This window comes from Leptospira terpstrae serovar Hualin str. LT 11-33 = ATCC 700639 (genome assembly GCF_000332495.1).
In the GTDB taxonomy this organism is placed as follows: Bacteria; Spirochaetota; Leptospiria; order Leptospirales; family Leptospiraceae; genus Leptospira_A; species Leptospira_A terpstrae.
In genome coordinates, this window is the sequence record NZ_AOGW02000002.1 from 135,215 (window position 1) to 152,249 (window position 17,035).

Below are 17,035 nucleotides of genomic sequence, written 5' to 3' on the forward strand. Positions count from 1 at the left end.
TCGGCATGATTTCCCTGTCTTCCATTTTGGCGGCCTTGTTTCTCACCCTTGGATCGATTTTGTCTCTTTATGGAGTTTGGACTTGGTCTGACCCTATGTATGACAAGTCACTTGGATGGAATCTAAATCTGCTTTGGGGAGGGGTGGTTTTTATTGTGGGGATTTTGTTTGGTATTGGGAACCGGATTTTTGCCCGATTCCCTAAAGAACCAAATCTCTAAACAGAAACTCTTTCTAAAACAAGAGAGAGGAAAGGAATCAAAGCATCGAGTAACTCAGGAAGTTCGTATTCCAAAATATCTCCTGCATACACAATATCATTTTTTTCCATCGCAGAAGCAATGTTCGATAATGTTTCGTTCAGTTTCCCAATCACATCGGATAACTTGTTTTCATCAATGGCAAGTGATTGCCAATCCAGCTCCGAATGACGAGTTTGTACCGATACAAGAGCCGACATAAGGCCAGTCAACCGACCCACAGCATCATTCAAAATTTCAGAAGCCAAATGATCTTTTCCTGATTGGAAGTTTTCATTCACTGCCATAAAGTCTTTGATTACTTTTTCTTTATCATCTACAAAACGAGAAATGATTTCTATGAGTTCACTTTCGTCCATACGCATGACAGCAAGGCGAGTACTAAGATCCATAAGGAAAAGTTTTACATCACGAAGGTCTTCTAAAAAAGTTTCAATGGTTTTGGTAGAATCTAAAACTTCCGATCCCTTTTGCAAAGACTCTAATATTTCTTCGACGTTTTTACCTTTTCCCATTGGTTGGATTAGAGTTAGGTTTAAATTTAGAATTTTCGTCGTGGTTTGGATCATGGATATGATCCAAGGAATTCCTTCTTTTAGATCTTCTGTTTCTTTTTCTGTCAGAGAATCACGACCGACGAGAGTGCTTCCCACCTTATCTACATAACTATCCACTTCCCAAAGGCTATCTTCGATAACATCTAATTCTTCCCCTACAAATAAATCGAGGCGTTCCGTTTCCTCTACACCGACTGTGTTTAAATCAGATCGATTGAGTTCTTTCCCATTGACAGTGAAATGACGAAGATACTTTCCATTGGACTCAATCCATTTCTGAATTTCATCCAATACTTGGCCTAGGTTTGTTTCGCCATCGAGTTTAGTATCTAATTGTTGTTCGTTGATATAAATATTCATCATTCCCCACCGTTCCCTCTAAACATATTATTCTGCAAATAGTTACCGACTGATTTGTTTTTCCCTACACCTTGTTCCATATAGAGAAACCTTTGTTTCAGTTTGGCTTCAAAACTAATGAGATGAGACTCATGTTCTTTGATTTTTTTATTATTTCCTGCTACAGTTTCTTCTAAAAGTTTCACTTTGCTTGTGACAATTCCAGAAGCATATTGGTTGTAAGGTCTTAGAATTTCGAGCAGTCGAATTCCAACACCTTCTTCCATCTTCGCATCGTTATTGGGGTCAGAAGCAAACAAATCACGTACCCCATCTGGATTTTCAGAAAGTACGGAAACAAGTCTTTCTTGATCAATTTGTAAAAGCCCGTCTTGGATTTTTTCCCAGTTGGAACCCACAGCTCCAGTAGAAATTCCAATATCAGTAAGGACTTTAAACCCATTGTCTTTTGGTGCCGGATAGTACGAGTTAGCTGTTGTTTTTAACGAAGCAATCAGCCTTTGGATTGAGTTTTCACCAGCAAGAATACCGGATTTGGATTTGTTATCCCAAAAATCCCTAGAGATGTCAGCGGCTTTGGAATCATCACTTTCTTTTTTATCCGAGATCTTTCCATTTTTTTCCACGGAAGTGACTTCCTTGGAAAATTTCATGAGTTCGTTATATGCATCCACCCATTCTTTGATGAGAGCTGAACCTTTTGCATGATCCACATGGATCTTTAAAGACACAGGTTTTTCTGTGACCTTATGAACATTAAAAGAAATCCCTTCCAATACATCGGCAATGGCGTCGTTTGTTTCCCGAGTGATTTCCACACCATCAATTTTGATTTTAAGATCTTTCCCTTCTTGTAAAACTTTGAGTGGTTCTGCAGTCCCTGGAGGAGGAGGAGTCACAAGGGTGACTGATTTGATTAAAACAGGTGTAGTGGCAGCATTTGACAAGATAATCGTTGTTAGATTTTTATCTGAGGCATAATCACCGGCGGGGAAAATATATTTAGATTCTGTTTTAGTTATAGGGAGGAACTTATTACGGACACTTCCTTCCTTCTCAAAACCAATCCCAAGTTCCATCACAGCGGGAGCTTCCCCAACCACTTCGATTTCCACAAACGCTCTTTCTTTGATTTCCGTCACGGCAATCGGTATGGAAAACGAAGTATCCGCTTTGATCGAAATTCCTTCTTCAGTTTGGACCAGTTTCTCCGTTTCTGTTTCTGATTTTTTAAACTTAGTTGGTTCCCATACTTTGGATTTTAGAATATCTAAAGATAATAATTGATTCGTATTTTCAAGACCTGCTTTGTTTTCTCCCACAAGGCCTGCCAGTTTCAAAATTCCATTCGGGTCAGAAAACTGGAGTTCATTTTTTTTACCGGTCTTTACCGATGTGACAGTGAGAATGGAGGAGTCTTTATCAATTTTGATGATAGATGTTTCAGCAAGACCACCTGCCATATTTTTGATCGCATTTGTGAGTTCTGGAAGTCCCCCACCGGGAAAGGTAACCGTTTCTTTGGACTTTCCTGAATAAATAGTAAAGTTACCTTCTGGCAAACGAATGTCTGTATCGATCGCAACACCAGATAACTGGTGTTTGCTTGCCATTTCTGTAATCTCTAGTGCTCGGTTTCCCGACTTGGCGGCACGAGACGCTTCTCCTGTGATCACTCCTTCTTCCGAAGAAGAGACGGATTTGGTCGCAAAAGGTGCAGTAAAGGAAACGAGCGCGCGGGTTTTGGTTTGAAGGTTTGTGGTCAAGTTTTTGACTTCACCCCAAATTTGCATTTGTGCTTTGGAATACTCGTTTTCGGTTTCCCATCGTTTGATGGGTCGACGTTCCAATTCGACCAGTTTTTTAACGATATCGTTTGTATTTTGACCGGTCATCAAACCCGGCATGGTATATGCTGGCATATCGTCTCAAATTCCTCTGAATCTAATGTCGTCGAATTCTACAAAAGGATTAGGAATTTACAGAATTTTTTCCTTCCCAAATCCTAGAATTATGACTGCTAGCCCTACAGAAAAAATAGAACTGGGGAACCAAAATATCTTCTTCGACCGCGAACTTTCCTGGGTCGACTTCAACCACCGTGTCCTAGAAGAATCCTTCGATAAAGAAAATCCACTCCTAGAACGCCTTAAATTTCTTTGTATCACAGAATCCAATTTAGACGAGTTTTTTATGGTCCGTGTGGCCGGACTTGTGAACCTAAAGAATGCAGGAATCGAAGAACGAAGCCTCAATGGAAAAAGGACTTCAGAAACTGTCGCAGAACTATATACCAAAGTCGGACAATTTGTCAAAAGACAATATGAATCCTTAGATGATATCCTCATTGAACTAAAAGAAAACAAAATCGTAGTGGTGCAAGACCCAAGTGAACTTGCTGGCGACGATATCCAATTTGTAAAAAACTATTACAAACGAGAAGTTTCGTCTATCCTTACTCCACTGGCAATTGATCCGTCCCATCCTTTCCCACACATTCTCAACAGAACCTTAAATCTAGGAATCACCTTGTATTCCGATGATGATAAAAACAAAGCCAAAGAACTTTTTGCCATCGTTCAGGTGCCAAGTGTTCTTCCTCGTTTTTTACAATTACCACCAAATAAAGAAACCGATGTCAGAAGGTATTTTCCACTAGAAGAGATCATCAAACTCCATTTAGGTGACCTTTTCTATGGAATGAATGTAAAACAAATTCATACATTCAAAATCGTTCGTGATGCGGATATCTCCATCAACGAAGAACAAAACATTGGTGACTTACTCACCACAATGAAAAACGAATTAAAAAATAGGATGTGGGGAGATGCAGTTCGTTTGGATGTCCATTCCGGTGCGGGCCATATCAAGGAACTATTACGTGGACTTTTAGAGTTGGAAGAATACCAAGTTATGGAAATTCCCACCTTACTTAGTTTAAACGACATGATGTTCTTTCAAGGGTTGGAAAAAACTAGCCATTTAAAGTATTCTTATCCAGTTCCAAAGTCAGGATTTGCTGCCAAAAAAAGTGAATCTATCTTTTCTGAAATCCGAAAAAACGACCACCTGCTCCATCACCCTTACGAAAGTTTTAAATCCATCGAAGACATGTTAAAGATTGCAAGTCAAGATCCCAAAGTACTTGCGATCAAAATGACTTTGTACAGAACCTCGGGTGATTCTCCCATCATACAATTTTTAGGGGAAGCCGCAGAGAATGGTAAACAAGTTACCGTACTTGTGGAACTCAAAGCACGTTTTGATGAAGAAAGAAATATCCGTTGGGCAAAAAAATTAGAAGATAGTGGAGTCCATGTAGTTTATGGTGTGGTCGGCCTCAAAATCCACTGTAAGATGTTACTGATTGTACGCAGAGAAGATGACAAACTCAATCGTTATGTGCACTTAGGTACGGGAAATTATAACTCTACCACAGCAAGATTTTATACTGACTTAAGTTTATTCACAGCAAACCCTGAGATCACAGAGGATGTTGCGATTCTTTTTAATACCATCACAAGTTCCGGAAAAATGCCAAGGCTTTCAAAAATTTATGCGGCACCTACTTTTCTAAAAGAAGAGTTTCTCCACCTCATCCAAAGGGAAACAGACAATGCAAAAAACGGAAAACAAGCCCGTGTGATTTTTAAAATGAACTCTCTTGTGGATCCCGATGTGATTTTAAAACTGTATGAAGCCTCACAAGCTGGTGTAAAAATTGACCTTATCATTCGCGGGATTTGTTGTTTAAGGCCCGGAATTCCGGGGGTTTCTGATCGAATTAACGTACGCTCCATTGTGGGCCGGTATTTGGAACACTCTAGGATTTATAGTTTTGAAAATGGTGGAAAACCAGAAGTGTATTTGGCTTCCGCTGATTGTATGCCAAGAAATTTCCTTCGCCGAATCGAAGTTATGTTTCCTATCTTACAAGACAAACATAGGAAAAGAATCGGAAAAATCTTAGAACTTCTACTTCGAGACAACACACAAGCACGGGTTCTCGAATCGGATGGATCTTACACTCGTTTGGCACCAGGAGATGATGATCCTGCTGTGAACTCTCAAATTGACATGGTTGATATCTAAAGGATAAAAAAATGGATTTTACAAAAACAAAAACTGATTTAGGCCAACTCATTGGCGATAAAAAAGTCATTCAAAAAAATGATGGAACCATGGATGAGGCCTTATTCAATTCTTATGGAACTGATAGAACCAAAGTTTATCCACCCAACTACCAAGTCCTTGTCTTTCCTGAAACAACTGAAGATGTCGCAGCCATAGTTACCTATGCTTTTAATAATGATATTGCTGTAGTTCCGTCTGGTGGAAGAACCGGTTATGCAGGTGGGGCAGTTGCAAAAAACGGTGAGATCGTAATCTCATTGTCCAAAATGGACAAAGTAGTTGATTTCGATCCCTTTCTTGGCACCTTACATGTACAAGCGGGAATGATTACAAAAAATCTTCACAAAGAAGCAGAAGAACGTGGATTTTATTTTCCTGTAGATTTTGCTGCCACTGGATCTAGTCATATCGGTGGAAACATTGCAACCAATGCCGGCGGAGTTCGTGTCGTTCATTATGGACTAATCCGGGATTGGATTTTAGGCCTTACAGTTGTGAATGGGAAAGGCGAAGTTTACAGGTTTAATGGAGAAATTTTAAAAAACAATACAGGGTATGACCTCAAACACTTGTTTATTGGTTCTGAAGGAACGCTCGGAATCATCACAGAGGCAGTGGTAAAACTTACTAAACCACCAAAAGACATTCGTGTCATTTTCCTTGCTGTCCCTGAATATAAAAACATTTTAGAAATCTTTAGAGAAACACATAACTTTGATTTGCCACTACTTGCATTCGAATTTTTAACAGACTATTGTTTGGATAAAGTGAAAGAACACTTAGGAGTTCCTGATCCATTCCAAGCACCAAGCAAATATTATGTGCTTATGGAGTTTGAAGTCAGCGGTGAGTCGGATGAGGAAAAACTCTATTCCATATTAGAATCCATTACTGAAAAAGAATTGATCACCGATGGATCCATAGCCCAAAACTCGCGCCAAAACGAAACTTTTTGGAAATACCGAGAAGGAATATCCGAATCACTTTCTCTTGCCTATACAGTTCACAAAAACGATATCTCTCTTCCTCTTAGAAACATGGAAGCATTCTTAGATGAGATGACAACCTTACTCACCTCTAAATACCAAGGATTCCATATCGCTCTTTTTGGACATATTGGGGACGGGAATCTCCATCTAAACATTGTGAAACCAAAGGATCTACCGGACGCTGAATTTTTTGCTAAATGCAAACAGGTGGATCCTGAAATGTTCACTCTCATCCAAAAGTTCAAGGGTTCGATTTCCGCAGAACATGGAATTGGGTTATTGAAGAAGGATTATTTGAATTTTTCTCGTTCCCAATCCGAAATTGAGACCATGCGGGCCATCAAACTGGCATTTGACCCGAAAGGAATCCTAAATCCAGGAAAAGTGCTTTAATTCTGAACAAATGCAGATCCATCCGAAATTTCGGGTCGATCTGCCTATTCTATAGGCATTCTCTAAAAAAAATGCTAGATTTTAATCAGATCCCGTCTATACTGTAACTATGTTCAGGAAAGTGATAAAAATATTTGGGATATCCCTACTCACCCTCACCCTGGGCAGCGCTTTTCTTTCAGAAGAAAATGTACTCGTACGCACGCGTGGAACCAAATCCAGCCGTGTGGGTGGGAAGAGCCAGCTTTCAGGCCCTCTCTCCATTTCGATTAGCAAATCTTCTTCTGAAGAAACTTCAGGTACAAAAGATTTAGAAGATGTACTTACATGGAGTGGGAAAGGTCAGTCTTCGCAATTGACTTCTCCCCTAACACATAACAAAAACCTCCATTCGTCTTTTATTTCTGGGCTTCTCGCCTCTCGTTACCTGAATCTACCTCCACCCGTTTAACTCCTCTCTACCGCTTAAACCTGTGTCCCGTAAGGGACACAGGATGTTTTTATATTCTTAACATTTCCTATGATTTGTTTCTCATTTGCCAAAGACTCTTATGACTGTTCCGGGGAATTCCTGACTCTGGGCAGTCTTTTTTTTGGAAACACATACGTCCCATATCCTGTATTCTAATCAATTTGGTCAATGTTTAGGTTCAATTGGAAACATTAGAAGTATTTTAGAATTGAGTACCTAGATCAAAATGAATGAGTGGACATTATGACGGCAAACTGGTCGGCAAAACTGATAGCGTTCCTCTTAACGGTGACCATAGGTTTCCCATTAGATGCTACGTCAGATACAGTTTCCGATGCTCTGGAAGCAAATCTTCACCAGATTAAAAAATCTTATTCTGCAACTTTCGAAACACCAGAAACCACTGCAATTGATGATCCTAAACTTTCAGCAATGGACGATTCTGCTACGATCAGTCGTTCGAGAGCAGACTTTTTAGATTTTTTTAATGAAAGCAAATCGGATGTATTGTCCGAAGCGCTTTTAATTAGTTATGTTGATTTAATTTCAGAGGGAACTTATGTTCCTAATTTACTTTCCTCACTCCTTTTAAATATTCCTCCACCTCTCACTTTCGTTTAATCTACTTCGGCATTCGCTGAATTCAGAAGTATGTCCTCTCTCCAGTTGATAGAGCCATACCTATGGATTCAATACCTCTAAATCTTTGTATGTTTGGTAATTTATGAGTTTTTTTAACAGAATCGGTATCTACCTCTTTCTTGTGTTTTCAACCTCCTACCTATGGGGGGAGACTAGAGTAGCACAAGCAAGTGAAGCCTTAAAAAGGCAACTTTCAGATGAAAATCCAAGGTATTCCTTGGGCTCCAGTCTGTATCCTGATGACCAAAGGTTTGCCAAGGAAATTGATTTAGAGTCTGCAGAGACATTGTTGTGGAAAAACAACCTTTTACTCATCGCGTCTCGCTTTCAAATCGATGTTAAGAAAGCAGGGATTTTGCAAGCAGGACTCTATGCAAATCCTAACATTGCCATCGACCAAAGTATTTTTGCAGAACCAACGCAAAGATACTTTGATACAACAAGATCAGGCCAATCGGTAATCCAGATTCAACAAGTGTTCCTGCTTGGTGGTAAAATTGACAAACGTGTGAAAGTAGCAGAACTCAATGCCAAAATTTCGGAACAAGATTTTTATGACTTAGCTCGTGCCGTTATAACCAAACTAAGAAGAACTTTTTATACAGTTTATTTTTACAAAAAAGCAGTTGTCTTTTATGACCAAAGTATTGCATCGATTGAAAAAACGGTAGATTCCTCTGAACTTGCTTACAAAAGAAGAGCACTTCTTCAAGCAGAACATTTACGTTTAAAAGCCCTTTTATTCTTTTTGAAAAAAGAAAGAGAAGATTTGGCAATTAAAGTTTATGAAAAAGAAGCAGATCTAAAAGTTCTTTTGAATGATGATCAGTATCGTGATGCCCGAATCGAATTTAATCCAATCGTAAACGAAACTCAATTAGACCTGATCGTACCAAACCAAATACGATTAGAAGATTTAGTTGAAATTGCAAGGGAAAATAGACCTGATCTAAAAAAAGCACTCCAAACATTACGATTTGAAGAAGCAAATTTAGAACTTCAATATGCAAATGCTATTCCTGATTTGTCATTTGGTCCTGTTTATAACCGTGGTGGTACTGCTTTTCAGAACTATTGGGGAGTCACTGCACAATTAAGTGTTCCTCTCTTTGATAGAAACCAGGGAAACATTCAAGCGGCTGAAAAAGCCATTCTTGTCCGCAAACAAGAGTTAAAGAATAATATTCTCGAAGTAGAAAACGAAGTAGCCGTTGCCTATCAGTCGGCACGAATCAAAGACGCACTTTATAAACGTTTTAGTAACGCCTATATCAAAGATTACGGAAGTTTATCTTTAGATATGATCATGAGTTATGAGAAAAAATACATAACTATCTTAGAATTCGCAGACTTCTTTGAAACCTATCGTTCGAGTATAGTGGAGATGTTAAAACTCCAAACGGACCGAATGGAAGCGATTGAAAATGTAAACTACTCCGTGGGTAAAGGTATCTTTATCCCTAAATCTGAAAACCAAACCAATCCTAAATCTGAGGAATAAAATGTTAATCACCTTAAAATCTCTAAACCAAAAGGCAAAAATCCTCCTGATTTCAGGAGTGGCAGTTGTAATCATAGCAATCCTATTTATGATTTTTTCCAAACCAGCAAAACCTGCGCACAAACATCCTGAAAAAGCGGAAGTTTTTGACGGTGGCCTTCGCATCGTTTTTAAACCGGGTAGCCCGGGCCTCGAAATTGTAAAGTCGACTGTGATTGGTGGTGGCGGTGAGTTTGTAAGTTTGGAAGCACCAGCAAGACTCATTGCATCAACTTCTCCTTCAGTAAGTAACGGATCTCGAATCATTCTCTTCGAATCAGCAGAGTTAAATGACCTTTATGTAGGTTATATCCATGCAAAAAACAAACTGCATAGATCCAACAAAAACCTAAGTCGGATTAAAGATATGTTTGTTCACCGAGTTGCTACTGAAAAAGATTTAGTGGAATCGGAAACAGACTCTGGAAACGATGCGGCAGAACTTGCTGAATTTGAAGGGAAACTAAGAGCGCAAGGTTTAAACCCAAGTGAATTGAGTACTGCAGGAAGTTTAAAAGCTTGGATCATCACCGACGTTCCTGAATCACAAATCTCCACCTTACGAAAAGGTAAAAAAGTTAAAGTAGTATTCGCGTCTTTTCCTGATGAAGAATTTATAGGAACAGCTGAAGCAATCGGAGATAACGTAGATCCTCTTACAAGAACTGCAAAAATGAGAATCATCGTTGTTAACGATAAATACAGATTGAAACCAGGTATGTTTGGAGTTGTTAAATTCCCAGAACAAACAGGTGGAGACAGTGTTGTTCTTCCTTATACTGCAATCGTCACCGTTGAAGGTAAAAATTATGTGTTTGTTGAAGAACAGCCATTAAATTTCAAAAGGCGAGAAGTTGTATTAGGTATTTCAACAAAAGAAAGGGTAAATATTATCGAAGGTCTTACTCCTGGTGAGAAAGTAGCCATCCAAGGTTCCATTCTTTTGAAAGGTTTAAGTTTTGGATTTTAATATGAAAAAACTTATCTTTTTATTTATTACTGTTTTTTTACTCGGTCCATCTTTGTTCGCACAATCTTCACCTTATCCCAAAGATAAAGAGGGAAATGAAATCAAACCGGAATGGACACCAACTAAATCAGATCAGTCTGCGTTTGGGGAAGATGAAAAACTTAAAGCAGATAGCTTAGATGCCAAAAGGCTTCCTAAATCGACAAATTTCTGGGTTTATGGAGCATCCATTGGTTCTCCAGCAAGCTTAAATTTCAATTTAGGATATTACTTCAAAGATGTCGTATTACGAGGATCAGGTGGAGCATGGGGACCTCATTGGTATGGTGGTCAGGTAGACTTAGGATATACTTTTTGGAAAACTCCTGTCATTGCACACAGTATTTCCATTGTCGGTGGATATTTTGAAGTGAATCCATTTGCACCTGAAGTGGGACGTGGAGGACAATCTTCGTATCCAACAGGACTCAATATTCCTGGATATAACCGAAGAGATCCTTCTCAGGAAGACTTACTCATCAGGTCTTACGTAAACTCCATTGATAGTAATGTGGGAGCTTATTTAGAATACGAAAGCAGAGAAAGACAAAGAGTTCATCTTTCACAAAGATATATAGGTCTGACATACGACTTCCTACTTGGAAATTTCTTTTTGCAAGTAGGTGGTGGGGTTGGACAAGGCGACTACAAAAACCCTCAGTTATTACTTCAGATGGGTTACCTCTTCAATACGAGGGAATATCATGATTAAAGATTTTATAGAAAAAGCACTTAAAAACCGTGTTACTACTCTCGTTGCGGCAGCAGTTGCCGTACTTTTTGGACTTTGGGCTTGGATTGACATTCGTAAAGAAGCTTATTCCGACATTGCAGATACACAAGTTCGTCTCATTGCAAAATTCCCTGGGAAAGCGGCAGTAGAAGTAGAAGAACGAGTCACTCTTCCCATTGAACGCGTATTAAATGCGATTCCAAAAGTTGCGGTGCGAAGGTCCAGAACCATCAATGGATTAGTTGTATTTCAATTTGTTTTTGAAGATGGAACAGATGATTATTTTGCTCGGATGCGACTAATGGAACGTGTGGCCGATGCAGACATTCCTGAAGATGTACACCCAGCGCTTGGACCAATGAGTTCACCTGTCGGTGAGATCTATCGTTATGTAGTAGAATCTTCAGAAAACCATACTCCAATGGAACTTCGAACCATCCAAGATTGGATTGTGATGCCGAAAATGTTACAAATTCCGGGTATCGCCGATGTTGTAACATTTGGTGGACTTCCGAAACAATACCATGTGGTGACTTCACCAGATAAGTTAATCCGTTTCAAATTGACCATTGGTGATGTAATTAAAGCCATCCAAGAGAACAATTTAAACACAGGGGGAAACTTACTCCTGCAAGGTGAGCAAGGTTTCCCGATTCGTTCTCTTGGTGCCATCAGAGATCCTAAACACATTGAAAACATTGTTGTTAAAACAGTAAATGGTGTTCCTGTTTTTATTCGGGATTTAGGTTCTGTTGAAATATCTCACCCTATTCCCAGTGGTGTATTAGGGTATACCATCCAAAATGATGACGAAGGTCTGATTGATGTTGATTCGTCAGTGCAAGGTTTGGTGGCCATGCGTCGTTGGGGAGATCCTAACGAAATGGGAGAAAGGATTCGTGAAAAAGTCAAAGAAATTAACGAAAACTATCTTCCTAAAGGTGTTCAACTACGAAATACTTATGATAGAACGGATTTAGTAAACTATACTCTTCGCACGATAGGTAAAACATTAGTCGAAGGTGTCGTTGTAGTTAGTTTAGTTTTGATTTTCTTTATCGGAAGTGTACGCGCATCACTTGTAGTGGTAGCAACTATTCCGTTTGCTATGTTGTTTGCATTCTTACTGATGAACATGACTGGGATACCAGCAAGTTTACTTTCGCTAGGTGCAATCGACTTTGGTATCATTGTGGATGGTGCCGTAATCATGGTGGAAAATATCATGAGGCGATACCGTGATGCGACACCAGAAGAAAAATCTCACGGTATCTTAGCATTCACAAGGGATGCAGCATCGGAAGTGGGAACAGAAATCTTATTTTCGATTTTAATTATCATTTTAGCTTATTTACCTATTTTCTCATTTGAAAGGATTGAAGGTCGTTTGTTTAAACCGATGGCCTTTACTATTTCCTTTGCGATCTTAGGTGCCTTAATTTTTGCGATGGCAGTGATTCCTGTACTCATGTCCATCATTTACAAAACTTATTTTGAATCAAAAAACCCGGGTCCCATTGAATGGCACAACCCAGTATATGATTGGATTGAGGTTCGTTACAAACGTATTATCGAGTTCATAGTAAATCGTTCCAAAAAAGCTGTGAAATATACTTTCAGTGTGGTTACAATATTTTTGGCAATTGGTATGTTTTCTCTTGGAACGGAATTCTTACCAGAGATGGACGAAGGTGGATTTAATATTCGTATTTTCTTTCCAGTCGGAATTTCATTACCGGAAGCAAGAAAGTTTATGCCAAAAATCCGTCAGACCGTTTATAAAAATGAACAAGTAAGTGTCGTTATCTCACAGTTAGGACGAAACGATGATGGAACTGATCCACTACCACCGAATCGTTTGGAAGTCCTCATTGGTTTAAAAGATTATAATAAGTGGAACGAAAAGATCACCAAACAAGAATTACTCTTTAGGATGCGAAATGATTTAGAAGCAACACTACCTGGTGCCAGAGTCAGTTTTTCGCAACCGATTATGGACAACCTTTCTGAAGCCATTATGGGTACCATTGCGGATTTGGCTGTATTTGTTTCCGGGAATGATTTAAAAATCATGCGTGGGATAGGAAACCAAGTCCTTGAAGAAATTAAGGAAATGAAAGGGGCTAGTGAATTTGGTATTGAACAAGAAGCAGAAAGCCCACAGCTAACAATCAATATCAATAGGGAAGCTGCTGCACGATTTGGAATCAATGTGATTGACATCCAACAGATGATTGAAGCTGCCATTGGAATGCAACGAGTGAGTACCTTATATGAAGGCCCTTCCGATATTCCTCCAAAAACTCCTGCACGTTTTGGAATTGTTGTTCGATTTTCTAAGGATTACCGCGCATCCAAACAAGCAATTGAAAATATGCCAATCATTTCACCGAAAGGAGAAAGGATTCCTTTATCACAATTGGCAGACATTGAAGTGATCGATGGACCAACCATGATTTTCCGACAAGAAGGCCGCCGTGTAGTCACCGTACGAACGAATATCCGTGGCCGTGACCAAGGAGGATTTGTTTCCGAACTACAAAAAAGGGTGAAGAAAAAAATCAAACTTCCTGATGGATATGAAATTCGATTTGGAGGTCAGTATGAGAACTTGTCTCGAGTTGGTAAAAAATTAGCTCTTGTCATACCGATTACCATCCTGATTATCTTTGGCGTTCTCTATATGTTGTATAGAAACCTAAAGTATGTATACGTTGCTTTAGCATGTATACCTCTCTCACTTCTTGGAGGAATCTATGCTCTACTAATGAGAGGTTATTACTTTAACGTTTCTGGTGGTGTAGGTTTTATTTCTCTCTTCGGAATTGCGACAATGGCTGGAGTATTGTTCGTCTCAAGAACCAATCACTTGTTAATCGAAGAACCAGATATTACCACAAAAGCTGCAGTGAAAAAAGCTGCAGTAATCCAGTTACGACCCATGCTTATGACCATGTTACTGGCGTTACTTGGTCTAATTCCCGCTACTCTCGGAACGGGAGTGGGATCAGATGTGCAAAGGCCACTTGCGACAGTGATCGTAGGCGGACTATTCTCAGCAATGTGCTTAGTTCTCACCATCCTTCCGTCACTATATTTAGTAGTTGTGGGTGAAAGAAAACCCGATGCAAAAGAACTGGAAGAAATGAGCCACAAAAAACACATTCCTTTCCTTGACTTTGTGAATGAATTGAGTGAAGAACCTCTAGAAGAAGAAGATGAAGAGGGTGAAGCACCAAGGAAAAAGAAAAAACCGGCAAAGAAAAAGAAGAAAACATGAAACTTTAGCCTCTATATAGAAACTATACGTTTCCCAAATCTCCTAACTTAAACTCCAAACCAGTATAGTGGTTTGGAGTTTTTTCTTTATAACCTACCTAATATCTAACAGAAGCAGCCACGACAAACAAACGTTCTACGCGAGTGTGCTTACTTTTATCCGTTTCAAAAACAGGATCCATGGATTCTCTTTGGATCATTTCAAAACGAATCAGACCAGGATTCCAATGTAATAGATCAAATGTAACAGTGTAACCGTTTGTCATAAATCCATTCCGCGTATACGTAGTCGCCATTACTTGTTTCGGATCATAGAACCTTTCCACACGAAAACTCAACCGGTAAAGATCATCGTATCGAAAACTGGCCCAAAAAGTTCCATGATACCATTGGTTATAAACCCTCGACTCTCTGTTGGTATAAATTCCTAAAGTAGGATTGATTTCTTTCCACCAAGGTTCGTATTGGAATGATTCTTTTACTTTTTGTGCTCCTAAGTCGCCAGAAAGCGCAAATGACAACCAATCCAATACCTTCCATTCTAAAATAGTGTTATTGTAAAATCTAGTTTGTTTACGTTCATAATCGGGAGCTTCATTCCCCGCAAATTGATTTGCCGTAATTGTAAAATTTGGTGTTAGTAAAAACTTAAACTGAGTACCGAGAGACTTATCTTTATTCTGGTCAGTAATGTTTTGCCAACCATTCATCACGTGAAATTGAAATTGAAACTTATCAGTGAACTTGGTTGTGAGACGAACTCCTGAAGAGTAATAAGGAACGTAATCTAACGCCAAAGCCCTTGTATAATTCCAGTTATCTGAAGATATCCAAGACTCATGCCCTATATGACCAAAATAAATCCCTGCATCTAACCAGGTGTCTTTTGCTAACTTAAAACCAATATAGGCTTCTTGAATGTGTTTTACTGAATTTTGATTGGAACTAACATCCTTACTTGCTTCTGCTGCATAATTTGTATTTACCGATGTTCCAAACTGAAAAGCCAACCTTCCTCTGATTTTATCTTCCTGCCACTTGGCATCGACAAACCCTAAATTGATATTAAATTCATCGTTACGTACTGCCTGCGTAGTATATTGGCGTTCTTTCGATAACGGATGATTGCTATTATGTGAATAATAAGTATCAACAAAGGCACCAAACTTCAAACTAGCGGGAAGAGGATTTTGTATAGAAACAGGTTTTTCTATACCTTGCGTTTTTGTATCTTCTGCATTCAGAAGAGAAAAAGAAAAAAACAACCCGAATAATAGGATTGGAAAATTGAAATTATGGATTTTTATCATGAGAATCCGTTCCCCCAAAAGGAGGAACGAAAAAGATTGGGTTTACTTTTTTAATAACTCTTTGATTTCCTTAGGAAACCCAAGTAGGTCTTCAGGAATTGGAATTAGTTTTTTTCGATACTTAGCTTTGTATTCTTTTTTAAATTTAGTATGGCATGACTTACAAGTTTCATCTGGTTTTCCCACCGCTAACTTTGCATCAATGATTTCTTTCCATTCTGCCTTTTGGTCCTCGGGTGCCATGTCCGGTACCTTTTCTAAAATTTTGTTGAGATAGTCAGCATTATCTTTTTTATCGAACAACTTTGTGGCAGGCTTTGTATAATCCTCCATAAAATCATGAAGATTCATTTCGACTGAAGGATTGGCTTTTTTTTCCGCATTCAGTACAAATCCGAGTGCTGATAAAAACAATAGTAAACTCAACATCATTCTCAATTTCATAATCACCTTCCCTTAAAAATCTTAACGGCTGTGGGAATCAGAATCAAGTCTGTTTTTTCGTAGTATGCTCTCACCAAGTCCAAATTTTTTTACAGATTCCAAATTCACTCGCCCAGTATACTCATCTTCGTAACTTCCAAGCGATCGGATAAAATCCGGATCCATGCCAGCAAGGGACCTTGTTTCGGGTAGGTAAAGATATCCCTTCGCTCTCCTAGGAGTAAACGGAAATTGAATCAGGGATCTGTAATGATCCCAATGGTTTTTCTCTTTGGGTACAGAACGTTCAAAGGCGCGAAGCCCTCTTTTCACATGTTTCACTTCATCTTCAAAAATAGTAAGCATGATATCAGACGTTAGTTGATCTCCAAAATAAGAAAAAACTTGTGCATAAACTTGTGCATAATCTAAATTTGCGCCTTCAAAAGAAATTGACATAACTGCAGAAAAAGATTCCAAACTTCCAAATTGGCCTAGCTGTTTCCAAAAAATATAATTCAAAGGAATATCACCAAAATCGATTCCGAAATTTCTCATACGAGACAGATATAATATTAAATGAGTTTGTTCTTCTTCGATTGTTTTTAAAAAACCATTACGAACAGATTTTGGTGCAGAAGGAAAAGCAAGCAAGGCCCAGGCAAATAATTCAATAGCCATAAGTTCGTGATTTGCAAAATGATGAAGGCTTAAGCCTCGGTTGGATTCTAAATTCAGATGTTCCAAACGAGGGATTTTCACTTTTTTATCTGAAAATTGTAACTTAGTTGAACGTCCAGGTGTTTCGATTCTTAAAGGTTTAAGATCCGTTTCCTCTACCCAGTGGCGACTAGGAGGTAATAGTTTATCCTCTAAGTTTGGAGCAAGTAACAAATGTTTTGCGTATTCTGAGACTTTCATTTCAATGATGACT

At 38.9% G+C, this 17,035-nt stretch carries 14 protein-coding genes; 9 read left to right on the plus strand and 5 right to left on the minus strand.

Features of this window, described 5'->3' with window-relative positions:
• Nucleotides 1–5 precede the first annotated feature (5 nt).
• On the plus strand, nt 6–221 hold the full coding sequence (locus LEP1GSC203_RS00770; RefSeq protein WP_002971787.1) for a hypothetical protein: 216 nt from the start codon (nt 6–8) through the stop codon (nt 219–221).
• On the opposite strand, the gene LEP1GSC203_RS00775 is transcribed toward LEP1GSC203_RS00770, so the two are convergent.
• A complete protein-coding gene (locus LEP1GSC203_RS00775) occupies nt 218–1,180 on the minus strand; it encodes a hypothetical protein (protein ID WP_002971891.1) in 963 nt (320 codons plus the stop codon). The genes LEP1GSC203_RS00770 and LEP1GSC203_RS00775 overlap by 4 nt on opposite strands.
• Nucleotides 1,177–3,099, minus strand: a complete 1,923-nt coding sequence (fliD, locus tag LEP1GSC203_RS00780; protein ID WP_002971595.1) for a flagellar filament capping protein FliD — start codon at nt 3,097–3,099, stop codon at nt 1,177–1,179. The genes LEP1GSC203_RS00775 and fliD overlap by 4 nt, the downstream gene beginning before the upstream one ends.
• Nucleotides 3,100–3,124: 25 nt before the next feature.
• Between fliD and ppk1 the strand changes: the two genes are divergently transcribed.
• The 8 genes from ppk1 (at nt 3,125) to LEP1GSC203_RS00820 (ending at nt 14,369) form a co-directional block, all read left to right on the plus strand.
• Nucleotides 3,125–5,269 (plus strand): polyphosphate kinase 1, encoded by a 2,145-nt coding sequence (ppk1, locus tag LEP1GSC203_RS00785; protein ID WP_002971743.1) that lies wholly within the window; start codon nt 3,125–3,127, stop codon nt 5,267–5,269.
• Between the two features lie 11 nt (nt 5,270–5,280).
• On the plus strand, nt 5,281–6,693 hold the full coding sequence (locus LEP1GSC203_RS00790) for an FAD-binding oxidoreductase (protein WP_002971920.1): 1,413 nt from the start codon (nt 5,281–5,283) through the stop codon (nt 6,691–6,693).
• 121 nt (nt 6,694–6,814) lie between these two features.
• Nucleotides 6,815–7,144: a hypothetical protein gene (locus LEP1GSC203_RS00795; protein ID WP_039936872.1), complete on the plus strand. Its 330-nt coding sequence runs from the start codon at nt 6,815–6,817 to the stop codon at nt 7,142–7,144.
• A 264-nt stretch (nt 7,145–7,408) separates the two neighbouring features.
• Complete coding sequence (locus LEP1GSC203_RS00800) at nt 7,409–7,786, plus strand: hypothetical protein (RefSeq protein WP_039936809.1); 378 nt, start codon at nt 7,409–7,411, stop codon at nt 7,784–7,786.
• A 103-nt stretch (nt 7,787–7,889) separates the two neighbouring features.
• Nucleotides 7,890–9,308: a TolC family protein gene (locus LEP1GSC203_RS00805; protein WP_002971815.1), complete on the plus strand. Its 1,419-nt coding sequence runs from the start codon at nt 7,890–7,892 to the stop codon at nt 9,306–9,308.
• A gap of 1 nt (nt 9,309) precedes the next feature.
• Entirely contained in the window at nt 9,310–10,317 is a 1,008-nt protein-coding gene (locus LEP1GSC203_RS00810) for an efflux RND transporter periplasmic adaptor subunit (RefSeq protein WP_002971895.1), read from the plus strand.
• 1 nt (nt 10,318) lies between these two features.
• Complete coding sequence (locus tag LEP1GSC203_RS00815) at nt 10,319–11,068, plus strand: hypothetical protein (RefSeq protein ID WP_002971594.1); 750 nt, start codon at nt 10,319–10,321, stop codon at nt 11,066–11,068.
• Nucleotides 11,061–14,369: an efflux RND transporter permease subunit gene (locus LEP1GSC203_RS00820; protein WP_002971770.1), complete on the plus strand. Its 3,309-nt coding sequence runs from the start codon at nt 11,061–11,063 to the stop codon at nt 14,367–14,369. The genes LEP1GSC203_RS00815 and LEP1GSC203_RS00820 overlap by 8 nt, the downstream gene beginning before the upstream one ends.
• Before the next feature lie 97 nt (nt 14,370–14,466).
• On the opposite strand, the gene LEP1GSC203_RS00825 is transcribed toward LEP1GSC203_RS00820, so the two are convergent.
• The 3 genes from LEP1GSC203_RS00825 to LEP1GSC203_RS00835 are packed head-to-tail and all read right to left on the minus strand — an operon-like array spanning nt 14,467 to nt 17,022.
• Entirely contained in the window at nt 14,467–15,678 is a 1,212-nt protein-coding gene (locus LEP1GSC203_RS00825; protein WP_002971600.1) for a porin, read from the minus strand.
• A gap of 42 nt (nt 15,679–15,720) precedes the next feature.
• Nucleotides 15,721–16,122: a hypothetical protein gene (locus LEP1GSC203_RS00830; protein ID WP_002971669.1), complete on the minus strand. Its 402-nt coding sequence runs from the start codon at nt 16,120–16,122 to the stop codon at nt 15,721–15,723.
• A gap of 21 nt (nt 16,123–16,143) precedes the next feature.
• On the minus strand, nt 16,144–17,022 hold the full coding sequence (locus tag LEP1GSC203_RS00835) for a DUF455 family protein (protein ID WP_039936873.1): 879 nt from the start codon (nt 17,020–17,022) through the stop codon (nt 16,144–16,146).
• Nucleotides 17,023–17,035: the final 13 nt, after the last annotated feature.

Bases quoted from the DNA above. Each gene is read 5' to 3' on its own strand.
- LEP1GSC203_RS00830 (WP_002971669.1), bottom strand. From the start codon at position 16,122: ATGAAATTGAGAATGATGTTGAGTTTACTATTGTTTTTATCAGCACTC.
- LEP1GSC203_RS00790 (WP_002971920.1), top strand. From the start codon at position 5,281: ATGGATTTTACAAAAACAAAAACTGATTTAGGCCAACTCATTGGCGAT.
- LEP1GSC203_RS00805 (WP_002971815.1), top strand. From the start codon at position 7,890: ATGAGTTTTTTTAACAGAATCGGTATCTACCTCTTTCTTGTGTTTTCA.
- LEP1GSC203_RS00800 (WP_039936809.1), top strand. From the start codon at position 7,409: ATGACGGCAAACTGGTCGGCAAAACTGATAGCGTTCCTCTTAACGGTG.
- LEP1GSC203_RS00820 (WP_002971770.1), top strand. From the start codon at position 11,061: ATGATTAAAGATTTTATAGAAAAAGCACTTAAAAACCGTGTTACTACT.
- ppk1 (WP_002971743.1), top strand. From the start codon at position 3,125: ATGTCGTCGAATTCTACAAAAGGATTAGGAATTTACAGAATTTTTTCC.
- LEP1GSC203_RS00810 (WP_002971895.1), top strand. From the start codon at position 9,310: ATGTTAATCACCTTAAAATCTCTAAACCAAAAGGCAAAAATCCTCCTG.
- LEP1GSC203_RS00815 (WP_002971594.1), top strand. From the start codon at position 10,319: ATGAAAAAACTTATCTTTTTATTTATTACTGTTTTTTTACTCGGTCCA.
- LEP1GSC203_RS00835 (WP_039936873.1), bottom strand. From the start codon at position 17,022: ATGAAAGTCTCAGAATACGCAAAACATTTGTTACTTGCTCCAAACTTA.
- LEP1GSC203_RS00770 (WP_002971787.1), top strand. From the start codon at position 6: ATGATTTCCCTGTCTTCCATTTTGGCGGCCTTGTTTCTCACCCTTGGA.
- LEP1GSC203_RS00775 (WP_002971891.1), bottom strand. From the start codon at position 1,180: ATGATGAATATTTATATCAACGAACAACAATTAGATACTAAACTCGAT.
- fliD (WP_002971595.1), bottom strand. From the start codon at position 3,099: ATGCCAGCATATACCATGCCGGGTTTGATGACCGGTCAAAATACAAAC.
- LEP1GSC203_RS00825 (WP_002971600.1), bottom strand. From the start codon at position 15,678: ATGATAAAAATCCATAATTTCAATTTTCCAATCCTATTATTCGGGTTG.